Source organism: Tianweitania aestuarii, from assembly GCF_018457165.1.
GTDB lineage: Bacteria > Pseudomonadota > Alphaproteobacteria > Rhizobiales > Rhizobiaceae > Tianweitania > Tianweitania aestuarii.
Map to the genome: position 1 here is coordinate 1175872 of NZ_JAFMNX010000001.1, position 23321 is coordinate 1199192.

General features: G+C 60.9%; 29 protein-coding genes and 1 tRNA gene. 18 read left to right on the forward strand and 12 right to left on the reverse strand.

Features of this window, described 5'->3' with window-relative positions; translation table 11 throughout:
* The first annotated feature begins 4 nt into the window (after positions 1-4).
* The gene (locus JYU29_RS05765; RefSeq protein WP_213983747.1) at positions 5-673 is read left to right on the forward strand and encodes a hypothetical protein; all 669 of its coding nucleotides are present in this window, start codon (positions 5-7) and stop codon (positions 671-673) included.
* A gap of 38 nt (positions 674-711) precedes the next feature.
* Here JYU29_RS05765 and JYU29_RS05770 read toward each other — a convergent pair whose 3' ends face one another.
* The 6 genes from JYU29_RS05770 to JYU29_RS05790 all read right to left on the reverse strand — a co-directional run bounded on the left by JYU29_RS05770 (position 712) and on the right by JYU29_RS05790 (position 6365).
* Positions 712-1308 carry a hypothetical protein gene (locus JYU29_RS05770; protein WP_213983748.1) on the reverse strand — a complete coding sequence of 199 codons (597 nt, stop codon included), beginning with the start codon at positions 1306-1308 and terminating at the stop codon, positions 712-714.
* On the reverse strand, positions 1305-2051 hold the full coding sequence (locus JYU29_RS05775) for an AcrVA2 family anti-CRISPR protein (RefSeq protein WP_213983749.1): 747 nt from the start codon (positions 2049-2051) through the stop codon (positions 1305-1307). Before JYU29_RS05775 ends, JYU29_RS05770 begins: the two co-directional genes overlap by 4 nt.
* Positions 2048-4729: a DNA methyltransferase gene (locus JYU29_RS05780; protein ID WP_213983750.1), complete on the reverse strand. Its 2682-nt coding sequence runs from the start codon at positions 4727-4729 to the stop codon at positions 2048-2050. Before JYU29_RS05780 ends, JYU29_RS05775 begins: the two co-directional genes overlap by 4 nt.
* The gene (locus JYU29_RS05785) at positions 4726-5439 is read right to left on the reverse strand and encodes a winged helix-turn-helix domain-containing protein (RefSeq protein ID WP_250157187.1); all 714 of its coding nucleotides are present in this window, start codon (positions 5437-5439) and stop codon (positions 4726-4728) included. Before JYU29_RS05785 ends, JYU29_RS05780 begins: the two co-directional genes overlap by 4 nt.
* Positions 5439-5921 (reverse strand): hypothetical protein, encoded by a 483-nt coding sequence (locus tag JYU29_RS18290; RefSeq protein ID WP_250157188.1) that lies wholly within the window; start codon positions 5919-5921, stop codon positions 5439-5441. The genes JYU29_RS05785 and JYU29_RS18290 overlap by 1 nt, the downstream gene beginning before the upstream one ends.
* Before the next feature lie 147 nt (positions 5922-6068).
* On the reverse strand, positions 6069-6365 hold the full coding sequence (locus JYU29_RS05790; RefSeq protein ID WP_213983752.1) for a hypothetical protein: 297 nt from the start codon (positions 6363-6365) through the stop codon (positions 6069-6071).
* Between the two features lie 58 nt (positions 6366-6423).
* Here JYU29_RS05790 and JYU29_RS05795 point away from each other — a divergent pair, with 58 nt between their 5' ends.
* On the forward strand, positions 6424-7284 hold the full coding sequence (locus JYU29_RS05795) for a LexA family transcriptional regulator (RefSeq protein WP_213983753.1): 861 nt from the start codon (positions 6424-6426) through the stop codon (positions 7282-7284).
* Here JYU29_RS05795 and JYU29_RS05800 read toward each other — a convergent pair.
* A complete protein-coding gene (locus JYU29_RS05800) occupies positions 7281-7595 on the reverse strand; it encodes a hypothetical protein (RefSeq protein ID WP_213983754.1) in 315 nt (104 codons plus the stop codon). The two genes, JYU29_RS05795 and JYU29_RS05800, sit on opposite strands and share 4 nt — an antisense overlap.
* A 109-nt stretch (positions 7596-7704) precedes the next feature.
* Between JYU29_RS05800 and JYU29_RS05805 the strand changes: the two genes are divergently transcribed.
* The 14 genes from JYU29_RS05805 to JYU29_RS05870 are packed head-to-tail and all read left to right on the forward strand — an operon-like array spanning position 7705 to position 15734.
* Complete coding sequence (locus tag JYU29_RS05805; RefSeq protein WP_213983755.1) at positions 7705-7977, forward strand: hypothetical protein; 273 nt, start codon at positions 7705-7707, stop codon at positions 7975-7977.
* Entirely contained in the window at positions 7974-8720 is a 747-nt protein-coding gene (locus tag JYU29_RS18295; protein ID WP_250157189.1) for a hypothetical protein, read from the forward strand. Before JYU29_RS05805 ends, JYU29_RS18295 begins: the two co-directional genes overlap by 4 nt.
* Positions 8713-8973: a hypothetical protein gene (locus JYU29_RS05815; RefSeq protein WP_213983756.1), complete on the forward strand. Its 261-nt coding sequence runs from the start codon at positions 8713-8715 to the stop codon at positions 8971-8973. The genes JYU29_RS18295 and JYU29_RS05815 overlap by 8 nt, the downstream gene beginning before the upstream one ends.
* A complete protein-coding gene (locus JYU29_RS05820; RefSeq protein WP_213983757.1) occupies positions 8970-9524 on the forward strand; it encodes a hypothetical protein in 555 nt (184 codons plus the stop codon). Before JYU29_RS05815 ends, JYU29_RS05820 begins: the two co-directional genes overlap by 4 nt.
* Positions 9521-10153, forward strand: coding sequence for a hypothetical protein (locus JYU29_RS05825; protein ID WP_213983758.1), 633 nt, complete (start codon positions 9521-9523; stop codon positions 10151-10153). The genes JYU29_RS05820 and JYU29_RS05825 overlap by 4 nt, the downstream gene beginning before the upstream one ends.
* Positions 10150-10344, forward strand: a complete 195-nt coding sequence (locus tag JYU29_RS05830; RefSeq protein ID WP_213983759.1) for a hypothetical protein — start codon at positions 10150-10152, stop codon at positions 10342-10344. The genes JYU29_RS05825 and JYU29_RS05830 overlap by 4 nt, the downstream gene beginning before the upstream one ends.
* 1 nt (position 10345) lies before the next feature.
* Positions 10346-10837, forward strand: a complete 492-nt coding sequence (gene ssb / locus JYU29_RS05835; RefSeq protein ID WP_213983760.1) for a single-stranded DNA-binding protein — start codon at positions 10346-10348, stop codon at positions 10835-10837.
* 11 nt (positions 10838-10848) lie between these two features.
* Positions 10849-11181: a hypothetical protein gene (locus JYU29_RS05840; RefSeq protein ID WP_213983761.1), complete on the forward strand. Its 333-nt coding sequence runs from the start codon at positions 10849-10851 to the stop codon at positions 11179-11181.
* A 28-nt stretch (positions 11182-11209) separates the two neighbouring features.
* Positions 11210-12157 carry a DUF2303 family protein gene (locus JYU29_RS05845; protein ID WP_213983762.1) on the forward strand — a complete coding sequence of 316 codons (948 nt, stop codon included), beginning with the start codon at positions 11210-11212 and terminating at the stop codon, positions 12155-12157.
* 4 nt (positions 12158-12161) lie between these two features.
* Positions 12162-13295 carry a DNA polymerase III subunit beta gene (gene dnaN, locus JYU29_RS05850; RefSeq protein ID WP_213983763.1) on the forward strand — a complete coding sequence of 378 codons (1134 nt, stop codon included), beginning with the start codon at positions 12162-12164 and terminating at the stop codon, positions 13293-13295.
* A 2-nt stretch (positions 13296-13297) separates the two neighbouring features.
* The gene (locus JYU29_RS05855; RefSeq protein ID WP_213983764.1) at positions 13298-13453 is read left to right on the forward strand and encodes a hypothetical protein; all 156 of its coding nucleotides are present in this window, start codon (positions 13298-13300) and stop codon (positions 13451-13453) included.
* Positions 13446-14252: a MazG-like family protein gene (locus JYU29_RS05860; protein WP_213983765.1), complete on the forward strand. Its 807-nt coding sequence runs from the start codon at positions 13446-13448 to the stop codon at positions 14250-14252. Before JYU29_RS05855 ends, JYU29_RS05860 begins: the two co-directional genes overlap by 8 nt.
* Positions 14249-14542, forward strand: a complete 294-nt coding sequence (locus JYU29_RS05865) for a hypothetical protein (RefSeq protein ID WP_213983766.1) — start codon at positions 14249-14251, stop codon at positions 14540-14542. The genes JYU29_RS05860 and JYU29_RS05865 overlap by 4 nt, the downstream gene beginning before the upstream one ends.
* Positions 14535-15734 carry a hypothetical protein gene (locus tag JYU29_RS05870; RefSeq protein WP_213983767.1) on the forward strand — a complete coding sequence of 400 codons (1200 nt, stop codon included), beginning with the start codon at positions 14535-14537 and terminating at the stop codon, positions 15732-15734. Before JYU29_RS05865 ends, JYU29_RS05870 begins: the two co-directional genes overlap by 8 nt.
* Before the next feature lie 39 nt (positions 15735-15773).
* On the opposite strand, the gene JYU29_RS05875 is transcribed toward JYU29_RS05870, so the two are convergent.
* Positions 15774-15850, reverse strand: a tRNA-Asp gene (locus JYU29_RS05875).
* Positions 15851-16236: 386 nt separating this feature from the next.
* Here JYU29_RS05875 and JYU29_RS05880 point away from each other — a divergent pair.
* The gene (locus JYU29_RS05880; RefSeq protein WP_347879856.1) at positions 16237-17445 is read left to right on the forward strand and encodes a glycosyltransferase family 4 protein; all 1209 of its coding nucleotides are present in this window, start codon (positions 16237-16239) and stop codon (positions 17443-17445) included.
* Here JYU29_RS05880 and JYU29_RS05885 read toward each other — a convergent pair.
* From JYU29_RS05885 to rfbA, 4 genes are all read right to left on the reverse strand, one after another.
* Positions 17442-19304 carry a glycosyltransferase family 2 protein gene (locus tag JYU29_RS05885; RefSeq protein WP_213983768.1) on the reverse strand — a complete coding sequence of 621 codons (1863 nt, stop codon included), beginning with the start codon at positions 19302-19304 and terminating at the stop codon, positions 17442-17444. The two genes, JYU29_RS05880 and JYU29_RS05885, sit on opposite strands and share 4 nt — an antisense overlap.
* 209 nt (positions 19305-19513) lie before the next feature.
* Entirely contained in the window at positions 19514-20278 is a 765-nt protein-coding gene (locus JYU29_RS05890; RefSeq protein WP_213983769.1) for an ABC transporter ATP-binding protein, read from the reverse strand.
* A gap of 5 nt (positions 20279-20283) precedes the next feature.
* The gene (locus tag JYU29_RS05895) at positions 20284-21126 is read right to left on the reverse strand and encodes an ABC transporter permease (protein ID WP_250157190.1); all 843 of its coding nucleotides are present in this window, start codon (positions 21124-21126) and stop codon (positions 20284-20286) included.
* 70 nt (positions 21127-21196) lie between these two features.
* The gene (gene rfbA, locus JYU29_RS05900) at positions 21197-22069 is read right to left on the reverse strand and encodes a glucose-1-phosphate thymidylyltransferase RfbA (RefSeq protein WP_213983770.1); all 873 of its coding nucleotides are present in this window, start codon (positions 22067-22069) and stop codon (positions 21197-21199) included.
* A gap of 264 nt (positions 22070-22333) precedes the next feature.
* Between rfbA and JYU29_RS05905 the strand changes: the two genes are divergently transcribed.
* Complete coding sequence (locus tag JYU29_RS05905; RefSeq protein ID WP_213983771.1) at positions 22334-23236, forward strand: glycosyltransferase family 2 protein; 903 nt, start codon at positions 22334-22336, stop codon at positions 23234-23236.
* Positions 23237-23321: the final 85 nt, after the last annotated feature.

Sequence of the window (23321 nt, forward strand, 5' to 3'; positions counted from 1 at the left end):
TACCATGAACAGGACAGGCGCAATTATCGTGGCGGTCTGGGGAGGCTTCCTTGCCACCCTGTGTTTCTGGCTGTTTACCGACTTCGCGTTGGCGAACGCCGATTGGTGCGCCGAAGCTGGTAAGCACTGTGTTCGCGAGTGGGTTGGAGCTCTCAGTGGTTGGGCTGCAGCCATCGGTGCGCTGATTGCAGCGGCCGTCACACTGCCAGCCCTCCAAATTCAGGCTCGGGAGGCGCAGCGCCAAACAAGCTTTCTGCTTGGTGATGCCGAACCCACCTTCGATGTCATGGAAGATGAAAGTGAGGAGTGGGCCTTTGCAGCGCGGGTGATCAACTGGAATAGACGCGCGATGCTGATCCATTCGATAACCATCATTGCCGGACCAGACCTTTACATGACCGTCAGTTCGATCAAGGCCGGCGAAGACAGAGACATCATCTTCGGCGGGATGATGATCGGTCAAATGCCCTTCTTCGATACCCCGGTTCGCGTTTCTGGTTGGACGGACCGCAACCAGCCACCGCACGAACGCAAGATCGTCGTGTGTGCTACAAGCGACCTCACGGAGCCACTCGGACGAACTCAGATCACTCTGCAACTTGATTATACGGTTGTTGGCGAGGTCCACAGTCGCCGCACTGCAACGGCGGATCTTGAGTTTTTCACAGTGTGAGGTCCTTTTGTCTCCACCGGGAAACATGACGACGCCCCTCATTTCGCTTCCCACCCGACACGCTTCAAGGCGCAGACGATTGCATTGCGGCCCATTCCAAACAGGCGTGCGATTTCGCTGATCGTCATCTCATCGCGCAGCATCAGCAGCAGGCGATACGCGTCGACGCGCGCGCTCATGGTCGTGGAGCGGAAGGCCCGATCGGTGAGTTCGCAGCCGTGATAACCGTGCCTGACGGCGGCGCGGTCGAGGATCACGGCGACTGAGGGAATGACGCCCTCAATAGGACAGATGTCGCGCGCCATCAGCTTCAGCTGCTCTTCCGGTGCAGGCGACAGCGCAAGGCGTTCGCGCACAGGAAGCTGATCGAGCTCTTCAACTTCATCGTAGTCGGCAAAGCCTGCGATCGGTTCGGCCTCCCGGCGCTCGAATGGCTTAGGCGGGAAGCGCAGAAGCTGAGAAACTTCCAGCGGCCGCAGACCCGATGCTTGCACCATCAGCGCAGGCGCGGTGGCGCGTTCGGCCATCAGAAGCAGCCCTTCACGCTGCATGGCAGGCGGGAGCGCTGCGAAGCCTTTGGCGACTGAAGCAGGCGCGCCGAAGGTCAGGGAAGCAGAAGGGCGGATGCGGGTCATGCTTTCACCAAGCGCTTGGGCGCGGCCGGCATGACGCCGTCTTCGCGGTAGTTGACGAGAACGGGCGGGATGTAGATCGCCTTGCGGTCGGCGTGGTTCGGGCCGCAGGCCTGCATGCGGCTGTGACCGGCGCGCAGATGAACCGGCAGGTGACGCGACATGCCACCCGAGACAGCATGTCCCGACCGATCATAGATCGTGCCGATCCGCACCAGCGTATGGCTGGGAATAGGGATGCGGCCGTGCTTGACGCGCGCCCGGTTGAGCTTGGTGCTTTCCACCAGTTCCTTGTCGATGCCCTTGACGTTGAGCATCAGCAGCGCAATGGCAGCGGCAAAGGCGACGGCGTGCGCTTCGTTGAGATCGGAATGCCGACCGACACTCAGGCCATGTTCACCGGTCAAGGCCACCTTCACCTTGGACGGCGAAACATCGGCCATGCGGTCACGAAAGAGCGTGGCGCATTCTGCGCTGAAGCCGGCCTCGGCCTCATCGAGCAGAACGAAGCGACGAGCGCTGCTGCCGGCGGCAGAATACTCGATCAGGATTGGCGCATAAGGCAGGCGAGCGATCCCCGCCTCAATCACTGCCTTGATCGACCGGCCGACATCTTCGCGGGCAAGCATCTCCACGACATCCGCGCCGATCGCGTAATGCGCGGCCGAGACCATGCGGACCGAAACGAGAGGCTCAGCGCCGGCAAGTTCCTGCAAAACGTGGAAGCGTGTGGAGACGTTGCTCATTCGGCTGCCTCCAGGTTGGCTTCCGCTTCGAGCAGATCGAACAGGCTAGGCGCGTGGCCCTTGCCGGCCGCCATCTCGCAATAGGTGACGCCGTCGCGGAAATAATCGGGATTAAGCTCGACGGCGCGAGCCTGACGGCCGAGCTGCAGGGCGCAGTAAGGCACGGTCATGATGCCGCCGAATGGGTCGAACACCGTTTCGCCCGGCATGGAATGCTGCAGGATGGCGCGGTCGACGATGTCGAACTGCAACGGGCAGAGATGCTGTTCCTGCCCCTTCCGCTGTTGCAGCATGTTCAGCGTGCGCATCCGCGCCACATCGGTCCAGATCTCAGGATGCGATGAATGCGGCGGCGCGATCATGAAGGTCGGCGGCAGCCGGCCGGCTTCGTCCAGCGCTTCGGTGAAGGCGACATGCGCCTCGTGCTGATAGACGTTCCCCTCGCACCAGGCCTTCCAGCCGCGGTAAACGAACTTCGGCTCGATCCTGATCAGCCGTGCCAATTCTTCCGGCAGCAGCGGCCGGTCGCCCGACGAACGCCACACGCCATGCGCATCCAGCTGCCAGCGGCCGCGCGAATAGCCTGTGCCGGCAACCGGGCGCACGCGGCGCCCGTCGAAGCCGTCATCGCCGGGGCTGACGGGCTGGCCATCGATTACGCTGACGAAGTCCGGCTTGGCCTTTGTCACCGGCAGGTCGGCATAGCCGTTCGAGCGATCCGTCGGCGGCTTGCGGAACTTCAGCACATATTCGGGCATCCCGTTGCCCATGCGCGTCCCATCCTTGCACTGCTCCGTCCAGCCCAGGCGATAGGTCTGGTTGTTTTCGCGCACCACGTCCGTGCCGACCGTGATGCGCGACAGGAACGCGAAGCCATGGGCGCGGAAGCGCGCAACGCAATCGTCCGAGAACGGCGACACGGTCTGGAAGCCCATGCCGTTGATGCCGCCCGGCACGATCCGGTCCTTGACGTGGATGCAAGCGACACGTCCGGGCTTCAGGATGCGGTAAAGCTCCGGGATCAGGTAATCCATCTGCGCCCAGAAATGCGCATCGTCGTCGGTGTGGCCGAAGTCGTTGAAGCTCGGCGTGTATTCGTACTGGGTCGAGAATGGGATCGAGGTGACGATCAGGTCGACGCTGTCGGCTTCCATGCCCCGCGTTTCCTCGACGCAATCATTGTGCGCGACAAGATAGCCGTCACCCGATGCCTCGATCCGCTCGACGCCCATGGAGCGTCTCAGCGCGCCCTCGATCGCCTGCTCGGCCAAGCCGAAGCGGCGGATCAGCGCCGACATCTTGGCGGCCTGCGTCTCGAACTGCCGCCAGCGACGCTCCAGCGTGCGCCGTGTTTCGCGCTCGGCCTCGGTATAGATCAGGTCGACGCGCACCTGATGCTGTTGGCCGAACCGTTGGGTGCGAAACAGCGACTGGAAGAAGTCGTGAAACTTGAAGCCGATGCCAAGATAGATGTTCCAGGCGCAGTGGTGCTGGAAGTTGCAGCCCGAACCGTTGATCACCGGCTTGGTGGCAAGCTCGGCGAACTCACCGCGTGCGAAACCGACGACGCGCTTTTCCTTCGTGTCTTCGTCGAGCGTGCCCCAAACCGAACGGACATCAGGAATGCTCGCCTCGATGGCGCGGCGCTCATCTTCCAGATCGTGCCAGAGGATGCGATGCGCGGCAGGATCCTCGGCGCGCAGCTCGAGCATCTTGTCGATGCGTGCTTGCAGCGAACGCTTCTTCTCGCGGCTGGCTTCCGTCACACCGAAAGCGGCGTTCGCAAACATACGGGCTTGCCCGTCACGCTCGGAACCGGCCGCGGCGTGATCGGACGGGATCTCGTGCCAGCGAATGTCGAGCGGCGGCAATTCATAGCCGGTGTCGTCGAAGCCGAGATCGGACGGCATCTGCACGAACAGCGCCCAGGACGCCACCCACAGCCAGAATTCCTCTTCCTTGTGCGGGTGGATGGTAAGCTTGTCCGCCTTCTCGCTGTCGCGCTTGAAGAAGCGGGTCTTGGCCTCGCCAACCTCCATGACGCCGAGAAAGGCGGCATAGGCCAGCAGCTCGATATACTCGTTCGGATCGGGAATGGCTGTCGCCACGAAGCGATAGCGCACACCGTCGCGCTTCACGCCTGCAGCGCGATCGTCACCGGCAAACGTCGCCATGAACTCGCGAAACGTCTTGGTGCCGCCAAAGCCACGCAAGCAGGCGGCCTCATCGAGCGATGCGGCGGTGAAAAGGGACGGGTCGATCTTGCCGTCACGAACCGTCTCATAGTTCGTGAGGTGGATAACGACCTGCTCGGCGCCGATTACGTTCGGCGCTTCCATCTCGTCAGGTCTGCGGATGAACTTGAGCCGGATGTTCGGGTGACGGGCTTCGACCTCAAGGAAGAACTCGTGACGCACGCCGAGCGGCACCACGATCAGCCCATGGCCGCCAGCATGCATCAGACACTGCCGGATGACTTCCAGCTGCGTCGAGGTCTTGTGCAGGCCAAAGCGCAGAAACAGCGCGCGACGACCGCCGCGGCAGGCCCAAGGCACGATCGCCTGCGTCATCGGCTTCAACAGCGGGTTGATCGTGGCCGGATCGACGACGAAACCCTGCTGCTCGGCAAGCCGGATTTTGGCATGCAGGAACTCGGAGTAGGATGGCTGAGCGTTCATGCCGCCACCTGCTCGGGCTGGCGCAGAACTTCGACGATCCAGTTGCCGGCCTTGCCGGGCTTGGGGACGCGGTGAACGCGGATGTCGCCATAGCGCTCAAGGTTGCGAATGACGGTCGAGCAGCTCGTGTTGAACACGGACAGCGCGGTGACCATCTCGCTCATCGTGAAGGTGGCGCGGCCCTTCTTTGCGCGCTCACAGAACCAGGCGATCGCTGCATCGCGCAGGGTGACGTAAGGCGTTGCCTTGTCGCCAACCATGCGCCGGCGCGGCAACATGGCTGGGCAACCGGTTTTTGGCTTCGCGCCGGCGATGATCCGGGCGAGCTCTTCCACGCCGTCGAGGCGGTAACCGGCACCCCAGGCTGTGACGATGCCGATGCCCGAACCATCCAGCTTCTTGCGCAGCTTGCAGACATACACGTCGATGATCTTCGGCTCGGGCCAGTGATCGACCGACTGGTCCCAGTAAACGCCGTTCAGGATCGCGTTCTTGGTGCGCTGCTTGCCGTCGGCAAGAACCGCCAGCGTGCGCGCCTGGAACGGCGAAAGGTCAAAGGCGCGCTGCAAACGGTCGAACGTCCGTTCATCGGCATTGGCGATGCGCAGAGCCTCGATCTGGCCCTCAAGCTCACCGACATAGTCGATCAGCTGCGCGCGGTTCAGCCGCTCGACATCCTTGATCACAAGACGAGTTTGAAGGCCGCTCATCAGCTTGCCTTCACCAGCGAAATACCGCCTTCGGCCTTCACCGCAGCCAAGCCCTGTTCGATCGAGGCGATAAGCTCTTTGAGCTCGGGCAGATGCTTGCGCATGCGCGTTGCTTCGGCAGGCGTGGCCTTGCCGTCGGCGGCCGTGATCGCCCATTCCGACATCAATCCGCCGAACGCACCGATCAGCGAAGCCATGTCGGTTGTGAGGCAGGCGAGGCGCGCTTCGGCTTCGTCGGGCTCTGCGAGCTTCATGCCGCGCGTTTCGAGCCATGCCTGCGTCCAGTAGCGCTTGCCGGTCAGGGCCTCGAGCTTGTCGACAGCATCAGCCGGCATCCACTCGGGCGACTCTTCGTCATTCCAGCGACCAACGGTGCTCTTGCCGTAGTTGCAGATCTCGGCCGTTTTCACGATGCCGCCGCATGCGGAGATCAGCTCCTGTTGAGCGGCCTTGATGCGGATGTGGCGTGCGGAAGGAAGCATGATCGGGTTCCTTTGGGCAAAGCTTTCCCGCGCCGGGAATTTCCAGCGTTTTTTCCCGTGGCGGGAAGGGTTTGTTCAGGCGAATGTGCGGGCGTTCGAAGCGCTCAAGGGAGCATCACGGTGGACCGCAGGATTGAAGGCAAAGCATCATTCGGCAGCCTCGCGCACGGCAGGCTGGGCCAGTTCACCGGTCGGGCGGTACACATGGTCGGGCCACGAGGCCTCGGCGGGCCAATGATCGGAAAACCACCGCACCATGTCCTCGGCAGTGCCGGTGACAAGATCTCGGCGGCCGGCGGCAAGATCGTCGATCTGACTGCCGCGGCCGAGCGTAGTTTTGGAAACCCAGGCACGCGAACGACCGGTCGCAGCACAAAAGCGATCGGCTAAGGTAATGAGACCTTCGATGACAGCGCTGCGGACTTCCGTCTTCGCTTCCGACACGGCATTCCCAATCCAGATGGGTGACAAGCGGGAGCAGGATAGGGGACAAATATCCCCTATGTCAATGGACAAATGTCCCCTTAAACAGAGGGACAAAGGGGACGATAATCCCCCTATGGAAAAAGCCGAGCCAAATCAGCGCGTAAACTTCGTTCTCAGCAACATCGAGCGCCGCGCGGCCGAACTCGGTTTATCGCTTGAGGCAGTCAGCCGTGGGGCGGGCTTGCACAAGAGTTATCTGCGCAAAACCATGGAGCGGAATGGCACGCCCAAGGTGGAAACCCTGACAAAGATCGCCGAGGTCCTGCAAACCACGGTCTTGGCTCTTCGCGACGATCTTGCTCCTCTTCGTGCAAGACGCCTGGCAGCGACGCCACCGACGGTTGCGGAGCCATCCGCGGATGATCTGCCGGGCCGATCGGGTCTGCCACCTGCAACGGGTCCTGTGCCTGGCCCGGTGCTGCGTGGCGATGCGCGCCTTGCCGAAGTCGATCATCTCGCTACTTCAATGCCTAAGGACCTTCCGGTTTACGGCACCGCAGCAGGCTCGCATTTGCGTGGAGCGTTCCAGTTCGCTGGGGGGATTGTCGAGTATGTAAGGCGTCCGCCCGCGTTGATTGGGACATCCACGGCCTATGCCTTCTATGTCGAAGGCACATCAATGGCTCCGGAGCACAACCCCGGAGATCTGCGCTTTGCGACGGCAGTCCGGCCGCCGCGCTATGGCGACTCGGTTGTTGTCCAGCTGCGCACCGAGAAGGACGGCGACATCGAGGCCGTGATAGGTCACCTGGTCAAGCGCACAGGAACGGCGCTGCACATAGGGAAGCTCAACCCGAGCGCAACAGTCGAGTTCAAGCTCGATTATGTCGTGGCCGTCCATAAGGTTCTGACCACGAACGAGTTGTTCGGCGTCTAGTCGCGGCGGGACGAAAGCTTCAATTCCGACAGATGCGTTCTTCCGCCTGAGGAGGCGGTCGAGGCGGTGTCTGTCTGCGCAACCACGGCGCGTGCATCGACATCCTCTTTGCGCCAGCGCTCCAAGCGCGATGCCAAGCCTGCGACTTGCAAGATCAGCACGCCGCCCACGAAGGCGATCGTGCTTGTTCCGCCTTGGATGAAAGCTGCGATCTGCTGGTAAACGGTTTCTGCCCCTTGAGCGGCGACGAAGCTTCCGAAGCCGACAAATGCGCTTCCGAGTATCAGTAGAATTCCTACCAGCGTTGCCATGTGCCCCCACCATGTGATTCGCGCAGGCACAGGAATTTTGTCCCCCACCCACGTTGACAGGGGATAAATGTCCCCATATTGTCCCCTTATCCAACCTTGGAGGGGACAGATGTCCGCAGCATCCAAAGCGTTCGCATCCACTATTCGCGATTACGATCCCAGCGGCAAGACCGCCCATGGTCGTATGAACAAGACGACGGCTTTCTCCCCATCAACATTAAGGGCAGAGCGTCGGACCACAACCATCGTAAACATCGGCACCTTTGAGGGGCACCGCAAGCGCCTCGAGGCTAACCGCGCAGATCCCGTCGCCTCGACCCTGCAGAACATGCTCGCCTGCTGCGTCGCCATCGGCATCATCGCCTTTGCGTTGTTCTCATGAGAGCCGAAGGTGAACTGCCGGATATCGGTGAACTGGTCGATGTGATGGATCGCGCGAGCAGAATCCTCCGACATCTGGCGAAGATGCCAGGTCTAGGTGAGGGCGACCGCCTCAGCGCTTTTGGTGTCGAGAAGGAGATCTATGATCTTCTTGTGCGCGCCAACGCCGCTTTCAACACAGACACGCCGAAAGCGGCGAACGAGAAGGTGGGCGGGGTTGCCAGTGCCTGCAGCGCCTTAGTCACGCGGAGAGAACTGGACGCGAACGCTAGCGCGAGTGGCGTGACGGGCGGAGAGAGTGCCGCAAAGCATCGACCAGTAGTGACGGATCAGCTTGCCGACGCGAATACCGATGCAGACGACGGACGGCATGCAGAAGCCTCTGGTGGAGCAGCGTCCGTCGTCACCCTTTCCAAAGCGCTCTTAGACATCGCAGCCGAGCGTCAGCGCCAGCAGGCCGTGGAAGGCTGGACGCCTGAACACGATGACACGCACGAGGGCGGTCAATTGTCCGCTGCGGCCGCCACATACGCTTATGGGGCGAGCCTTTCTGATGAACGTCGCGCGAGCATCACGGGCATTTTCAGCATCCGCAACAACATGCTCGCCAATGATCTCTGGCCTTGGGAGCACTCGTTCTGGAAGCCCACCGATCGTCGCCGCGATCTGGTCAAAGCCGGCGCCCTGATCGCCGCAGACATCGAGCGCCTTGACCGAGCGCAGGAAGGCGGCAGCCGTGTCTGACCCGCTTCCTCATTCGCTCGACTTCGCTTTCAGCCAGGGCTTCGACCGCGACCTGATCAAGGCGCGCGAGCGGCTTGTCCAGCGGCTCGCCGGCTTCGAAGCTTGTGAGAAGTGGCCGGGCTGTCAGTGCAGCCGCGCCTGCAACGCCGAGCCTTATCGGCCCGATCGAGGCCCGAGCTTCTGGCTGACCATCATGGTCATGGCCGCGCTCACCCTCTTTATCCTCACCATCATCATTCGAGGTGTCTCATGAGCCTGCGCACACCCCACGCCTGCACGATCGCCGTCGAAGGCGAAGATGCGCCGCATCCAGATGCCATTCGCATGGCCGAAGTCATGCGCGAGATGAAGGAAGCGCATGGCGCTTGCCTTTACAAGGACATGACGCGCGCCGGCTTCACCCCGGCGCAGATCACCGAACATTTCCCGCAGGCCCAGCGCCTTGCCGATGCGGCCTCGACGGTCCAGGTCACCACCGACCGCGTCGATCGCTGCGCCGACGTTCTGTTCAAGGCGCGCTCCCCCATGCCGAACCGCCCGCCGATGATGGCAGGCGTTGATGAACAAGCGCTGCGAAGCGCATGGGGCGATTACTGCCAGTCCCGCTCAGCCTTGCGGCTCGATCCCTGGAGCGGGCAGCGCGAGCGCGCCCTCGCCAAGCTGGAACGCTGTCTTTGGATGCTGCCCATCCACCAGGCCGAACGTGCGCGCATCATGCACGAAACCGGGCGCATCCTCGCCAACACACCGCAAGGCTCACTCTTCGCCACCCGCAAGGCCGCCGACAAGCAGGTGCATGCATGATGGTTCCGTCATTCCGGCCGAACGGCTCGGTCATGGATCTCGCCAATCCGCAGGTCGAAGACATCGACTTCGCCGACATTGCCGCGCGGCTGTCGAAGCTCGCCCGTTTTAACGGTGTGCCGCGTGGGCCGGCCTATTCGGTCGCTCAGCATTGCGTGCTCGGCGCGGACGCGCTGTTCCACACCACCGGCCGCGCCGAGCTGGCGGGATACTTCCTGCTGCACGATGCACATGAAGCCTATATCGGCGACATCGTGCGCCCAACCATCCATGCGATCGAATTGGCTGCGGCTGAAGAGATCGAGCTCGCCGTCGGCAGCAAGCGCAAGTCGATCATCAAGGCCGCAGTCGAGCGCGTGAAGCGCAAGCTCGACAACGCGATCTTCGCCGCAGCCAAGGTGCCAGCCCTTTGGGCGCTGCCGACCCTTGAGCAACAGGTCAAGGAGATGGACGAGGCGATGCTGCACTGGGAAGCCGTGCAGCTGTTTGGCCCACTTGCTGCCAACCAGGTGCCGAAGCCGGCGACCGGTTCGCGCGTGGGCGTAAAGGCATGGGGTGCCTGCAAGGCTGAAGAAGCATGGCTTGAGCGCGCTGAAAGCTACCTCGGCATTTCGGCGAGGATGGCATGAGCACGATCGATCAAGCGCTGGCACGCCTGTCGGCCGGCCAGCCTGTCCGCGTCTTTGTCGGCAACGGCCTCGACATGCTCGAACTGAAACTCACCCCGTCCGCTGAAACCAAGCTGCGCCGCGTATTCCGCGACGATCTCGAAATTCAGCAATGGAACCGCGGCCGCGGTGGCCAGAAGGAAGGAAGCTGACATGGCAGGCAGCGTCAACAAGGTCATTCTTGTCGGCAACCTCGGCGCCGATCCGGAGATCCGTCGCCTGAACTCCGGCGACACGATGGCAAACCTCCGGATCGCCACATCGGAAACATGGCGCGACAAGAACTCCGGCGAGCGCAAGGAGAAGACGGAATGGCACACCGTCGTCATCTTCAACGAGAACATCGCCAAGGTCGCCGAGCAATACCTGAAGAAGGGCGCCAAGGTTTACCTCGAAGGGCAGCTTTCGACGCGCAAGTGGCAGGATAACGCCGGCAACGATCGCTACACGACTGAGGTCGTGCTGCAGAAGTTCCGCGGCGAACTTCAGATGCTTGACAAGCAGCCGTCGAACCGACCGCCGGGAGCGGAAAGCTCCGACGACTACGGCAGCGGCGACAAGCGCTCAGGCGCGTCCAGCGGCTCCTACGGTCAGCAGTCCGGCGGTAACTTCAGCCGCGACCTCGACGACGAAATCCCATTCTGAGGAAGGCAACCATGAAACGCATCCGTGACGCGCAAACCATCGTCGGAATTCTGGAGGGCGGCAAGCTCCAGCAGGATATGTCGACCGAACTCGTCGATACCCTGAAGTGGCTGAAGGAGCTTTCGGACGAGCGGCCAAAAACCAAGATCAAGGGCTCTGTCAGCCTTAAGATCAACTTCGAGGTCGAGGGCGGACAGGTGATCGTCGCCGCAGAGATCGACTCGAAACGCCCGAAGGCGCCGCGCTCCTCGAACTTCTACTGGCTCACCGACGACGGCGAGTTGTCGACCGAGCATCCCCAGCAACAAGACATGTTCGCCGGCCCGCGCGAAGCGCGCGCCTGACACCCGTTCAACCCTAGGAGCCTGAAGAATGGAAACGTCTGCCAAACCCTCGACCGTGCTTACCTTCGAGGATGAAGCACTTTCTACCGCCGCAGCACTCGGCGCGGCCGCCAATGGTGCCGAGATCGTCTGGATCGACGTACCCGGCGAAGTTGGCAGCGAGTTTCCTGCCAAGGTGCCGGTCGGCCTCCTGCGGGGCGAGAACCCGCAGTTCAAGGATATCTCGAACCTTCTCGAGCCCTACCGTCTCCAGCCGCGCCTCCGCACTGGCACGGCTAATGTCCAGACGCTGCAAAGCTTCATCGATCTGGTGAACCGCCACAAGGATGAGAACAGCGTCCTCTTTGCCAACTCGGACTGGCACACGCCGACGATGACGGCCGTGATCGACTATCACACGCTCAACCATACCCCAGCCTTCGGCAAGCACCGCATCCATTATGCCTTCCCGCTGTCGGAAGAGTGGAAGCTTTGGGTTGCGAAGAACAGCAAGCCGATGTCGCAGATCGAGTTCGCGGCTTTCCTGGAAGATCAGATCGCCGACCTGTCGTCGCCCATGGAAAGCGAGATCGTCGAATACGAACGCTTGTTCAACGGCAAGCTGGCCACACCATCCGAGGTCATGAACCTGTCGCGCGGGTTGGAAGTCCATGCCGCAACCCGCGTCAAACAGGCGACGACTCTGCAGACCGGTGAAGGCCAGATCATCTGGGAAGAAGAGCACCGCGACACGGCCGGCAACAAGCTCGTGGTGCCGAGCCTGTTCATGCTCAACATTTCGCCGTTCTTCATGGGCGAGAAGGTCCGCATCCCGGTGCGCCTCCGCTATCGCGCAAAGGATGGTTCCGTCACCTGGTTCTACCAGATCTACCGGCCGGACATCCATGTCACCGAGCACGTCCAGCAGGCGGTGAAGGATGCCGCCGATGACACCAACCTGCCTTCCTTCGAAGGCGAACCCGAGATGAGGGCTTAACTTCATGTCCGGCCGCTTCACCACCCCTCGCGAAACGCTTTTGCCAGTGCTCGCCGCCGTCAAGGACGTGATTGAACGGCGCAACACGATCCCCGTTCTGTCGAACCTCATGCTGTCCGTCACAAGCGACAGCATGCGCCTGACCGGCACCAACCTCGACATCGAGGCGAGCGCATCGGTTGAAGGGCAGGGGAGTGAAGCGGCCACGACCACCCTGCCGGGTGCGATGCTGCACGATGTCGTGCGCAAGCTGCCGGAGGCGGCAGATGTCGAGATCACCTTCGATGAGCAGACTGCGACGATCAAAGCTGGCCGCTCGCGCTTCAGCCTCCCGGTTCTGCCGGCAAGCGACTTCCCAATCATGTCCGGCCACGAGTTTGGTCACCGTTTCGCCTTGCCTGCCAAAGAGCTTGCAACCGCCCTTGCCACGGTCGCTTTCGCCATCTCGACCGAAGAAACCCGGTACTATCTCAACGGGATCTTCTGGCACCTGGACGGCGAAGGCCTTGCCATGGTCGCGACTGACGGTCACCGCCTCGCCAAGGCCCGCCTTGCTACGCCTGAGGGCGCCGAAGGCATGCCTGCCGTCATACTCCCGCGTCGAGTGGTCGACCTGCTTTCCAAGCGGCTTCCAGACGCGAAGGACGGCACGATCGCGATCGAGCTTTCCGAAACCAAGATCGCCTTCGACATCGCCGGCCTGTCTGTGATCGCCAAGCTGATCGACGGCAACTATCCCGACTACATGCGCGTCGTGCCAACCGGCAACGCCAACCTGTTCCGCTTCAGTAAGCCGTCGCTGAAGGAAGCTCTCGACCGGGTATCGACCGTTCTGGCGGGCAGCAGCGGCCAAGGCAACGGCGTGAAGCTTGGCTGGAACACAGGTCCCACCAACCAGCTCACGCTGGACGCTTTGAACCGCGAGCATCTCGGCAGCGCCAACGAAGCGATCGACATCGACCCGCTGGACAGCGCTCAGGTCGAGATCGGCTTCAACGGCCGCTACTGCCAAGACATGCTGAACGCCGCCCCCGGCGACATGATGCTGGCCGAACTCGGCGACGCCGGTTCCCCGGCGCTGTTCCGTCCTGAAGGGCAGGCCATGCCGCTCTTCGTCCTCATGCCGATGCGGGTGTAGCCATGGCAAGCCAAACACTGTTTCGCGTGCACTTCGAAGACGGTGAACGCGTCGATGTCACCGCCGCTAATCCGGATGCGGCACGAGCTGCCGCTAAGAAACGGCATGAGGGCGTCATCACCAAAGTCAAACGGGTGCGGGACACGAGCAATGGCTGACAAGCCCTTCCGAGAAATGACCGACGAAGAACTCGCGGCCGAGCGTGATCGCTGGGATCAGAAGATCAAGAACGCGAGCGGCTGGGGCGCCGCGCTTGCGGTAGCCGACAGCTTCCGCAGGAACTGCGACCGCCAGATCGAACGTCGCAAGCGCGCGCACCCAGCGCCCGGTGTCTATTCGCCGGAGCAGAGCGTCACGCCGCCCATGACCTGCCCGACATGCAGCGGCGGACCAGCCAGCGACTACGCCTGCACATGCGATCACGCGACGAGCGCCGAAGATCGCGCCGAACACTTCATCCAAGCCGCAATTGACGCCGCACCCGAACCGATGCGTCGTCTCGGCGAGCGGCTGGCAAATAAGCTTGATGAGGAGGATTGGAAAACTGCCGATCGCCTGCTGACAGGTGCATGCGTGTCACTGACCCAGTTGAAGCGCTCGCACTTAACGATACGCCGCCTACAAGCCGCCCATGTCGAGCGGCAACAAGAATGGTGTCCTGATCAGAAGCCAGACCTCTCTTTCCGAGGGAACGAGATGGCTGGCGAGGTCGGCGAGGCCTGCAACATCATCAAGAAGCTAGAAAGGGAGCGGCATGGCTGGCGCGGCTCCCGCGCTACAAAGGAACAGTTGGCCGAGGAACTAGCCGATGTCGTGCACACCGCCATCCTCTGCGCGATCACTACCGGTATCGACCTAGAGCCTGCAGTTGTGGCCAAGTTCAATTCAACATCCGAGAAAAACGGTTTGTCTACGCTCATCGGCCTTCTGTTCGAAACGCCCTGTGTCACGCCATGACCGCCCCCGCGCACCATCCGAAGGCCAACAGCGTTCGTTTCACGGTACAGCCGCGCCTTGTGCCGGCCTTGAAGGCTGCGCGTTTCCTGCACCTGTCTCTGCTCGAATTCCGCGACAAGCTGCCGGCGCTGCGCAAGGAAGGCTTTCCGGCGCCATGTCCGGTCACCGGTCACTTCGACCTGGTCGCCATGCAGACATGGCAGGATCGCCGGTCAGGCTTGACCGGCAGCGAGCCTCAGTTGGAAGATCATGCGGCCGTCATGCGCCAGAGGATCGCGGACCTTGGCTAGGATCAAGCTTAAGCACTACGTCGTGCGCAAGGGAAAGTACGGCTATTGGCTGCCGACGCCGAAGATGCAGGAGTTCGGCTTCCGCCCGATCACCTGCGGCCCCGACGGTCCGGATGCCTGGAAGATCGCCCAGGAATGGGAAGACAAGTGGCAGGCTGCGCGCAAGGGCATCGAGACCTCGCCGGCTTTGCGCCACTACCCCAAAGATTCGGTCGGAGACGCCTTCGAGCGCTATCGCAAGACTGAGAGCTGGAAGACACGGCTTCCGCGCACTCGCGAAGATTGGGAGCGCGGCTGGAGCTTCATCGACAAGGTGTTTGGTGATCAGCCGCCCGCAGCCGTGACCTTCGAACTGCTCGACACATGGTATCACGCACTGGTGCGCAAGAATGGCATCGATGTCGCTTATCGCGCCGTCAAGACCTGGCGATCCCTGTACCGCATCATGGCCGGCATGAAGCTCTGCCCGGCCGGGCAGGATCCCTCACTCGCCATCCGCCGCAAGAACCCGAAGCCGCGCACCGAGACCTGGAGCGAAGGCGAGGTCGTGCGGCTGGTGAAAGGATGCTGGCGCCGCGGCTTCAAGGGCCTCGCCTGCATCATCGCAATTGCGTGGGATACCAGCTTTTCGCCGGTCGACGTGCGCACGCTGACGCCCGGCCAAATCTACTCGACCGGCAATGACAAGGAATGGGGCTTCCTGATCGCCCGCACCAAGACGGGCGAGGCGGCCTATGGGACGCTGAGCGCCCGCACGCGGCGCATGGTCACCGCTTATCTCGACGGCCTCGGCGCGACGGTGATGGATGATGCGCCGCTATTCCGCAGCCGCGGCTTCACGCCGACAGGCATGGGCGGACGGCCGAGGCCCCCGACGCCTTACACCAAGAACAGCCTCGTCGATGATTTTGCCGATCTTCGCCGGATCGTCTTCGGTCCAGAAGAGAAACGCCGCTTCATGGACATGCGTCGTTCGGGTGCAGTGGAAGCGAATGCAGGAGGCGCAAACGTAGAATCGATTGCGGCCAAGATGGGCAACTCGATCGATGAGAACAAAGCCCTGCAGAAGACGTACATGCCCGTGAACTTGGTCGCGGTTCGCACCGCCGACGAGCATCGCCGCATCGGCCGCCGGCAGCTGTCGGAACAGACCGGGCTCAAAAAGTTGAAACTGCCACAGAAGAAAAGTTGAAACTCCTAGGAGCTTCGGGACCTAAGTCCTTGACGAGAATGGCGCGAGTGACGGGGCTCGAACCCGCGACCTCCGGCGTGACAGGCCGGCACTCTAACCAACTGAGCTACACCCGCGCATCTCGTGTCGCAACCGTTGGCCGCGACGTGGCGCTCAATTACGAAGTTCATTGGGGGGTGTCAAGCGACCCCGGCAAAGAGATTTCATGTTCCTGTGATTTCCTCTGCGCGCAACAGCATGACGGCCCCCAAATTCCGCAGAAACGCTGCATTTCAGCCTTCCGCATCGTAAGCTTCAAAGAAGCTGGGCAGTGGCGGCGGTTCGTGAAGCGACTGGATGACTGAAGGGTGAGGGGCCTGGGAAAGCTTGCTGTTCATATGTTGCGTATCATGTTAACGGGCGCCCGCGCGTCCAAGCGAGGAACAGCATCGCTTGGACGAAGGCCGATTCATCAGTGTGCTTGGGTCCGGCGCAGAAGATTTTCGAGTGTGCGAGTAGGCGGGTGACAAACAAGGTGCTGCAGACGTCCGGATCGCCCGCAAAGATCGCCTTCATCGTTACGGAAGATTGGTTTTTCGCCTCCCATTTCCTGCCGATGCTGCGCGCGGCAAGGCAGGCGGGGCTTGAACCGCTGGTGATCACCCGAGTGCGCGATCATGCCGGGGTCATCCAGGCTGCCGGCGCACGTGTCATTGCTTTGGAAGCTGATCGCCGCAGCCTCAATCCGCTTGGGCTTGTTTCTACCGTCACGAGGCTGGCGCGCATCCTGCGGACCGAAAAGGTCGATGCAGTTCATTGCATCGCGCTCCGATCCATTCTCGTCGGCGCTCCGGCCGCGCAGCTGGCAGGGATCAAGCGGCGGGTTTTTGCCGTAACCGGTGGCGGGCTGTTGAGTGCCAAGCAGGATCTCGCCGGACGTTTTGCCGATGCCGCCGTTCGTTTGCCCATCCGCAAGCTGTTTCAGAGCCAGGATACCCACTTCCTGTTCGAGAACGCCGACGATCCCGTGCAGTTCGGTCTCAATCCTGCGGATGAGCAGGTGACGATCGTTGGTGGCGCGGGGGTGGACCCAAATCACCTGCGAGCTTTGCCGATGCCGGGTATGCCGCCGCTTCGTGTTGCACTGGTTGCGCGCCTGCTCTGGTCGAAGGGCGTCGACCTGGCGGTGGAAGCTGTCCGCGCCGCGCGCGCTCGAGGATACGATATCAGGCTGACGCTCTGCGGGGAGCCGGACCCGGCAAACCCTCGCGCCATTTCGCCTGCGCTTTTGCAGGAATGGGCCGCGGAAGAGGGGATCGAATGGCGCGGCTTTGTTCGCGACGTGCGGACCGTTTGGAAAGACCATCACGTGGCCTGCCTTCCATCACGCGGCGGCGAAGGGCTGCCCCGTACGCTCCTCGAAGCGGCGTGCTGTGCACGTGCGATCGTGACCACCGACGTTCCAGGATGTCGATACCTGGTTCGCGACGGCATCGAAGGACGGATCGTGCCACCCAACGATGCACAAGCGCTTGCCGAGGCTCTGATCCAGCTCGCGCAGGATCAGGATGCCGTTGCACGGATGGGAGCCGCAGCGCGCGAGCGCATCCATGAAGGCTTCAGCGAAGCTGATATCATCGATGCGGTTGCGCGCATGTATGCGAGGCTGTTTTCGACCCATTCGGTCGCAGAGGCCAGCTCAAAGCCGCTAAAGGGTTCAGCCAGATCCTAGTTCAGCCACGGCTTTCTGTGCCGTGGCGGGAAGGCGAGTTGATAGTCGCCAGCCCGATTGTCGAAGTTGGGGTTGTAGAACGGATCGTTGACAAGGTCGGAGCCCCACCGATCGATCATGTACTGGCATTCCGAGTGGAAGCGCTTGACCTTTTCAGGCGCAAGATCGGACCCGCGCGACACGGATTCGAAGTGGTAGAGTTCAGCAAACGGCGTCCACAGGATGCGGTATCCTGCTTCGCGAATGCGAAGGCAAAGATCGACATCGTTGAAGGCGACCTTCAGGTCTGTTTCATTCAACCCATCGACTTGAAGATACACGTCTCTCCGAACCGCCAAGCAAGCGGCTGTCACCGCGCTGACATCGCGAACAAGCATCAGTTGCCCGAAATAACCAGTGTCGGTACGGCCTTCCAGGTGGCCGAGATGTCCGGCAATACCCGGTCCGTTGTTGAAGTATCCGGCGCCCAAGCGTACGCCTGCATGCTGGATGCGGTTATCCGCATAATAAAGCTTCGCCCCAACAGCCCCAACGTCGCTGCGCATAGCCAGGCTGACCATCTCGCGAAGCCAGTCTTCATGCATGACATCGATGTCATTGTTGAGGAGCAGCAGAACCTCTCCCGACGCCAACCGTGCGGCTTCGTTGTTCAATGCGGAATAGTTGAACGCGCCCTCGACCCTGATTATGCGGACGCGTGGATCCTGCTTCAGCTCGGAAAAGAGGCCGAACGTCTCGTCTTCGATGCTCTCATTGTCGACGATGACGATCTCGAGGTTATCGTAGGCCGTACGATGAAGTAGCCCTTCGACGCATTGTTGAACGAGTTGCGCCCGATCGCGCGTGGGTATGATGACGCTGACCAATGGCTGCGGAGAAGGCAGAGGCCAGACAATGCGGTGCCATGCGCTAACATGCGGGTTAGCGATGGCCTTCGGCCCATCGGTCGTCGCAGCCAACTGGTTGTTGATGGCGTCGCGCGCCAACCCGACGCAACGCTCAAGCTGCGATTGCGAAAAGGACGTGCCGCCGTTCTCCTGGCGCCAATGGTAAAGAACTGCAGGGATGTGGTGGATCTTGTCTGGTGAACAGTGTTGCGAGTGAACAAGCCGCAGCACAAGATCGTAGTCCTGACTTCCTTCCATGCCCACAGTGAAGCCGCCAATATCCTTCACCGTGCTGAGGCGGTAGACCCCAAGATGGTTGATGACGTTTTGGCCGAGTAACTGGTCGTAGCTGTAGTCCGGCTTGAAGTAGGGCTCATAGCGGCGACCGTCTTCGTCGATCTTATCTTCATCCGAATAGATCAATTCGGCATCTGGATGCGCATTGAGCGTCAACGCAACATGGTAAAGCGCATGTTCGGGAAGGATATCATCATGGTCCAGCAGCGCGACGAACTCGCCCGTTGCAAGCTCAAGCGCGCTGTTGCTTGCCGCGGATATGTGGCCATTGCTTTGCCTGCGAACCCACTTGATACGGGGATCGTCTTTGGCGAAGGCTTTCAGTATCTCGACGACATGCGCAGCCGGTGACGCATCATCGGCGATGCACAGTTCCCAATTCGTATAGAGCTGCGCCTGTACCGATCGGATCATCTGCCGGAAGGTATCAGCCGGCGTGTTGTAGGCTGGAACGACGATGGAAATCAGCGGTTTGTAGGACAAGCGCTCGATATGCCGCTGGATCTCGCTCCGATCTTCGCTAGACAGCGTGTCGTACAGCGCAATCCATCTGAGATAGCTCGCTTCTGGATGGCTTGATTGTGGATCACCGAGAGCATGACGGACACTTTCCGCAATCCCGCTCCATCCGCCGGTGTTGTAGCGTTCCTGCAGGTACCACCAGCGTTGCTTCATCAAACCAGGCGTCGTCAGGACCCTGGCCGCTTTCGATCCCACTTTGAGAATAAGGTTGGCAGAGCGGGCGGCCTTCTTAGGAAATGACATAGCTGGCTAGAACTTTCGGCTGCTGGACTTCCTGGAAAGAACGATGCTGCATGGCTGCATCTGATCACTGAGGCGCCAAGTGCGGATTGAATTGTACGGAACGCTTCTAAGCGTCGTGATCAGGCGGCAGGCGCGCTCAATGAAGCGTTGTAGGCTGCAAGGACCTCATCAAGCGGACCAATCGCGCGCTGGCGTCCATGCTCCATCCAAAGGCCGGTCGTGCACCATTGCCGCAGAAGCTCTTCCGAGTGCGAGGCCATCACGAGCAGGCCGGCTTCTCCGATAAAGCTGCGAAGCCGCTCTTTCGCGTGCTGAAGAAAAGCGGCGTCGCCGGCACCAATGCCTTCGTCGATCAGAAGAATATCGGGCGTGATCGAGGTGGACACGGCGAAAGCCAGACGAGTGCCCATGCCTGCACTATATGTGCGCAGCGGCATGTTCAGAAAGTCGCCGAGACCTGTGCTCAGGCCGATTTCCTGTGAGCGCCGTTCAATCCCTTTGCGGCTATATCCAAGAAGCATCCCGCGCAGGATGATGTTTTCCCAGCCGGATGCGTCAGGGTCCATGCCGAAGCCGATGTCGAACATCGCGGCAACGTCACCCTCGACCTTCACCGACCCGCCGGTCGGCTCATAGATACCCGCCATCACCCGCAGGATGGTGGATTTGCCAGCGCCGTTATGACCGATGAGCCCGATCCGCATGCCATGATCGAGATCGAGCGACAGATCGTCGATCGCCCGGATGGTTACCTTCTTGCTGCCGGCTGTCGGCTTGATCTGTCCGCCAGTCACAGCGGCAAGCACGTTGTTCTTCAGGGAGCGGCTGCCGACGTCCAGAATGGGAATGTCGACAGAGACGTTCTGCAAAGTGATCGAGGCCATAGGATTCAAGCCCAGTATGCGATGCGCGAACGGAAACGCGAAAAGAAGGTGAGCGCCAGAATGCCCATGACAATGGTGATGCCGATGCAAACAAGCCAGTTGGTCAGCGAGCCGGTTTGGCCGAGCAGGGGGTCGCGCGCAATTTCGATGAAGTGGTAAAACGGATTGATGTTCACGAAAACAGCCCGTTCAGGGATCTGCGACGCGCTCCAGATGATCGGCGTCATGAAGAAGGCAACCTGAATGATGCTGGCAATGATCATCGGAATGTCGCGGAAGCGAGCGCAGAGCGGACCGAGGATCATCGCGCAAAACATTCCGTTCAGCGCCATCAACACAAGCGCCGGCAGAAGAAGCAGGACCTGAAAGCCGGGATTGATGCCGAACAGCACGGCAATGATGATGTAGATAATGAAATTATGCCCGAACGCGATCAGCTGCGACCAGACGAACTGGTAGACATAAACGCTGAGCGGCAACCTGATCTGCCTGATAGAGCCTGCTGCACCCGAAAATACGCTGCAGGACGCTGTGATCGTCCCGCCGATAAAGCCCCACATGATGAAGCCGATCGCCAGAAATGGCAGATATTCGGCAATGTCCATCTTGAAGATCTGGGAATACAGGACACCGAGGCCGGCTACCATGATGCCCATCGAGAGCGTCAGCCAAAGTGGTCCGAGAACCGAACGCTGGTAATGCCGGCGCACATCGCGCCAGCCCAGAAACAGCCACAGCTCACGGTGGCGAAGCCCTTCGAGAAGATCGTTCCAAACGGTGGTCAGGCGACCTTTTGCGGCATCTGCCGCATTGATCATCAACACGCGCTGCGAGGAAGAAGCAGGCAAAGGTCGTCCTTTTTGTGGATGGAGCCGCGACGCAGCTGCAGATGCTTGGAGTTGCCAGTTCGCTCTGCCGTTATACGGGCTGCTGGGCAAGTCGCTGCAGATACTTCCCATAATTGCTCTTGCCTAGAGCATTACCGAGTTCAGTCAGCTGGGCTGCGTCGATAAAGCCGAGATTGAACGCGATCTCCTCGGGGCAGGCGATCTTGAAGCCCTGGCGATGTTCGAGCGTGCGCACGAACTCGGCCGCTTCGAGCAGCGAGTCGGGCGTGCCGGTGTCCAGCCACGCAAAGCCGCGTCCCATAGTCTGAACGTTGAGGCTACCTTCTTCCAGATAGACGCGGTTCAGATCGGTGATCTCGAGCTCGCCACGAGGGGAGGGCTTCAAGGCACGGGCGAACTGCGAAGCCCGGCCATCATAGAAATAAAGGCCCGTGACCGCCCAGTTTGATTTCGGCTGAAGCGGCTTCTCTTCGATCGACATGGCGCGTCCGGTTTTGTCGAACGCGACCACGCCGTAGCGTTCCGGATCCTGCACATGGTAAGCGAAGACCGACGCACCTTGCTCCTGGCCAGCCGCGCCCTTGAGCAACTCGGGAAGACCGTGCCCGTAAAAGAGATTGTCTCCCAAGATAAGGGCAGACGCTTCACCGTTCACGAACTCCTCGCCGATCAGATATGCCTGTGCCAGGCCGTCCGGGCTCGGCTGTTCGGCATAGGAGAAGCTCACGCCCCACTGCGAGCCGGACCCCAGGAGAGCTTTGAAGCGCGGAAGATCGTGTGGCGTGGAAATGATCAGGATATCGCGAATGCCGGCCAACATCAGGGTCGACAAGGGATAATAGATCATCGGCTTGTCGTAGACGGGCAGCAATTGCTTGGACGCAACCAAGGTCATCGGGTGCAACCGCGTTCCGCTGCCGCCAGCAAGGATAATGCCCTTCATGATACCTGCTCGTCCTAATGTCACTCTACTGTGGGCGCTCATATCGGCGGCATGTGCATAAAACCAGAGGAAATCGCAGAACAGCGACGTTCCGACCAATGGAAGGTGCTTCACTTTGTGTTAAGAAGCCGCCGCTTTGTTCATAACCTTTGCTATGCCGCCGCCAGCTGCGGGCGGATCGAACCGAGCCGCTTTACCTCCATCGAGGCCGACCGTTCATTGACGTTTCCATCGAACAAGCAAGCCCTTGATGAAGGCGTATCATTGACGCCGCAGAGGATCGTCAGCGTTCTCGTGACCTTCAATCCGAACGTGGATGAGCTTGCCGGCGTGTTCGATGCGTTGATGCCGCAGGTCAGGCAGCTGATCGTCGTGGATAACGGGTCTGTAAACGCACAAGCGATTGGCGCGCTGGTGAAAAGTTTTGGCGCCTCTTGGATCGCGCTTGGCGACAACAAGGGATTGGCCGAAGCGCAGAATATCGGCCTGCAAGAAGCCCTGGACTCTGGAGCGGCGGGGATTCTGCTGATGGATCAGGACACGGTGCTTCATCCTGATGTTGTCTCTTCCCTGGTTAATCTGCACAACCGTCTTCAAGCGGAAGGCATTCCGGTCGGCTCGGTTGGCAATGCGTTCCGCGATACGCATGACGGAAAGATTGCCGCTGTGTGGCGCGCGAAGGGATGGCGTGTCGTTCGAACAGCCGTTGACGCCAACGATCCCAACGAGATTGAGGCAGACTTCGTGATCGCATCCGGCTCGCTTCTTCCTGCCCCGGTGTTGCACGATGTCGGTTTAATGGATGCGCCGCTGTTTATCGATCTTGTGGACCTCGAATGGGGCTTTCGCGCATCGGCGCGTGGCTACCGGCACTTCCAGAGTGCGCAGGTCGTCATGGACCACACGATCGGTGCGGGGCGGGTAAAGGTTGCAGGACGCACGATCTCCCTTCATGCGCCGATCCGCAATTACTACTGGGTGCGCAACGCGCTGCTGTTGGCCAAGCGCTCCTACATCAAACCGGGCTGGCGCCTGTTCTTTAGCTATCGTGCCGTGGTGTACCTTGCAGCCTACACCCTGAAGGGCGACGCCAAATCGAAGCGGCTGAAGCTGATGCTGACTGGCTTGTGGGATGGTCTGCGGGGACGAGCCGGTGCTCATCGATAGCGGATCGATATCAACTATCCGAGCGATCCAGGATCCATGCCATTGAATGCACATGAGACGAACAGCGCAGGCAGGGCCTTGCTGT

Excerpts from the sequence above, each read along its gene's own strand:
- JYU29_RS05765 (WP_213983747.1), top strand. The coding sequence starts at position 5 with ATGAACAGGACAGGCGCAATTATCGTGGCGGTCTGGGGAGGCTTCCTT.
- JYU29_RS05770 (WP_213983748.1), bottom strand. The coding sequence starts at position 1,308 with ATGACCCGCATCCGCCCTTCTGCTTCCCTGACCTTCGGCGCGCCTGCT.
- JYU29_RS05775 (WP_213983749.1), bottom strand. The coding sequence starts at position 2,051 with ATGAGCAACGTCTCCACACGCTTCCACGTTTTGCAGGAACTTGCCGGC.
- JYU29_RS05780 (WP_213983750.1), bottom strand. The coding sequence starts at position 4,729 with ATGAACGCTCAGCCATCCTACTCCGAGTTCCTGCATGCCAAAATCCGG.
- JYU29_RS05785 (WP_250157187.1), bottom strand. The coding sequence starts at position 5,439 with ATGAGCGGCCTTCAAACTCGTCTTGTGATCAAGGATGTCGAGCGGCTG.
- JYU29_RS18290 (WP_250157188.1), bottom strand. The coding sequence starts at position 5,921 with ATGCTTCCTTCCGCACGCCACATCCGCATCAAGGCCGCTCAACAGGAG.
- JYU29_RS05795 (WP_213983753.1), top strand. The coding sequence starts at position 6,424 with ATGTCAATGGACAAATGTCCCCTTAAACAGAGGGACAAAGGGGACGAT.
- JYU29_RS05800 (WP_213983754.1), bottom strand. The coding sequence starts at position 7,595 with ATGGCAACGCTGGTAGGAATTCTACTGATACTCGGAAGCGCATTTGTC.
- JYU29_RS05805 (WP_213983755.1), top strand. The coding sequence starts at position 7,705 with ATGTCCGCAGCATCCAAAGCGTTCGCATCCACTATTCGCGATTACGAT.
- JYU29_RS18295 (WP_250157189.1), top strand. The coding sequence starts at position 7,974 with ATGAGAGCCGAAGGTGAACTGCCGGATATCGGTGAACTGGTCGATGTG.
- JYU29_RS05820 (WP_213983757.1), top strand. The coding sequence starts at position 8,970 with ATGAGCCTGCGCACACCCCACGCCTGCACGATCGCCGTCGAAGGCGAA.
- JYU29_RS05825 (WP_213983758.1), top strand. The coding sequence starts at position 9,521 with ATGATGGTTCCGTCATTCCGGCCGAACGGCTCGGTCATGGATCTCGCC.
- JYU29_RS05830 (WP_213983759.1), top strand. The coding sequence starts at position 10,150 with ATGAGCACGATCGATCAAGCGCTGGCACGCCTGTCGGCCGGCCAGCCT.
- ssb (WP_213983760.1), top strand. The coding sequence starts at position 10,346 with ATGGCAGGCAGCGTCAACAAGGTCATTCTTGTCGGCAACCTCGGCGCC.
- JYU29_RS05840 (WP_213983761.1), top strand. The coding sequence starts at position 10,849 with ATGAAACGCATCCGTGACGCGCAAACCATCGTCGGAATTCTGGAGGGC.
- JYU29_RS05845 (WP_213983762.1), top strand. The coding sequence starts at position 11,210 with ATGGAAACGTCTGCCAAACCCTCGACCGTGCTTACCTTCGAGGATGAA.
- dnaN (WP_213983763.1), top strand. The coding sequence starts at position 12,162 with ATGTCCGGCCGCTTCACCACCCCTCGCGAAACGCTTTTGCCAGTGCTC.
- JYU29_RS05855 (WP_213983764.1), top strand. The coding sequence starts at position 13,298 with ATGGCAAGCCAAACACTGTTTCGCGTGCACTTCGAAGACGGTGAACGC.
- JYU29_RS05860 (WP_213983765.1), top strand. The coding sequence starts at position 13,446 with ATGGCTGACAAGCCCTTCCGAGAAATGACCGACGAAGAACTCGCGGCC.
- JYU29_RS05865 (WP_213983766.1), top strand. The coding sequence starts at position 14,249 with ATGACCGCCCCCGCGCACCATCCGAAGGCCAACAGCGTTCGTTTCACG.
- JYU29_RS05885 (WP_213983768.1), bottom strand. The coding sequence starts at position 19,304 with ATGAAGCAACGCTGGTGGTACCTGCAGGAACGCTACAACACCGGCGGA.
- JYU29_RS05890 (WP_213983769.1), bottom strand. The coding sequence starts at position 20,278 with ATGGCCTCGATCACTTTGCAGAACGTCTCTGTCGACATTCCCATTCTG.
- rfbA (WP_213983770.1), bottom strand. The coding sequence starts at position 22,069 with ATGAAGGGCATTATCCTTGCTGGCGGCAGCGGAACGCGGTTGCACCCG.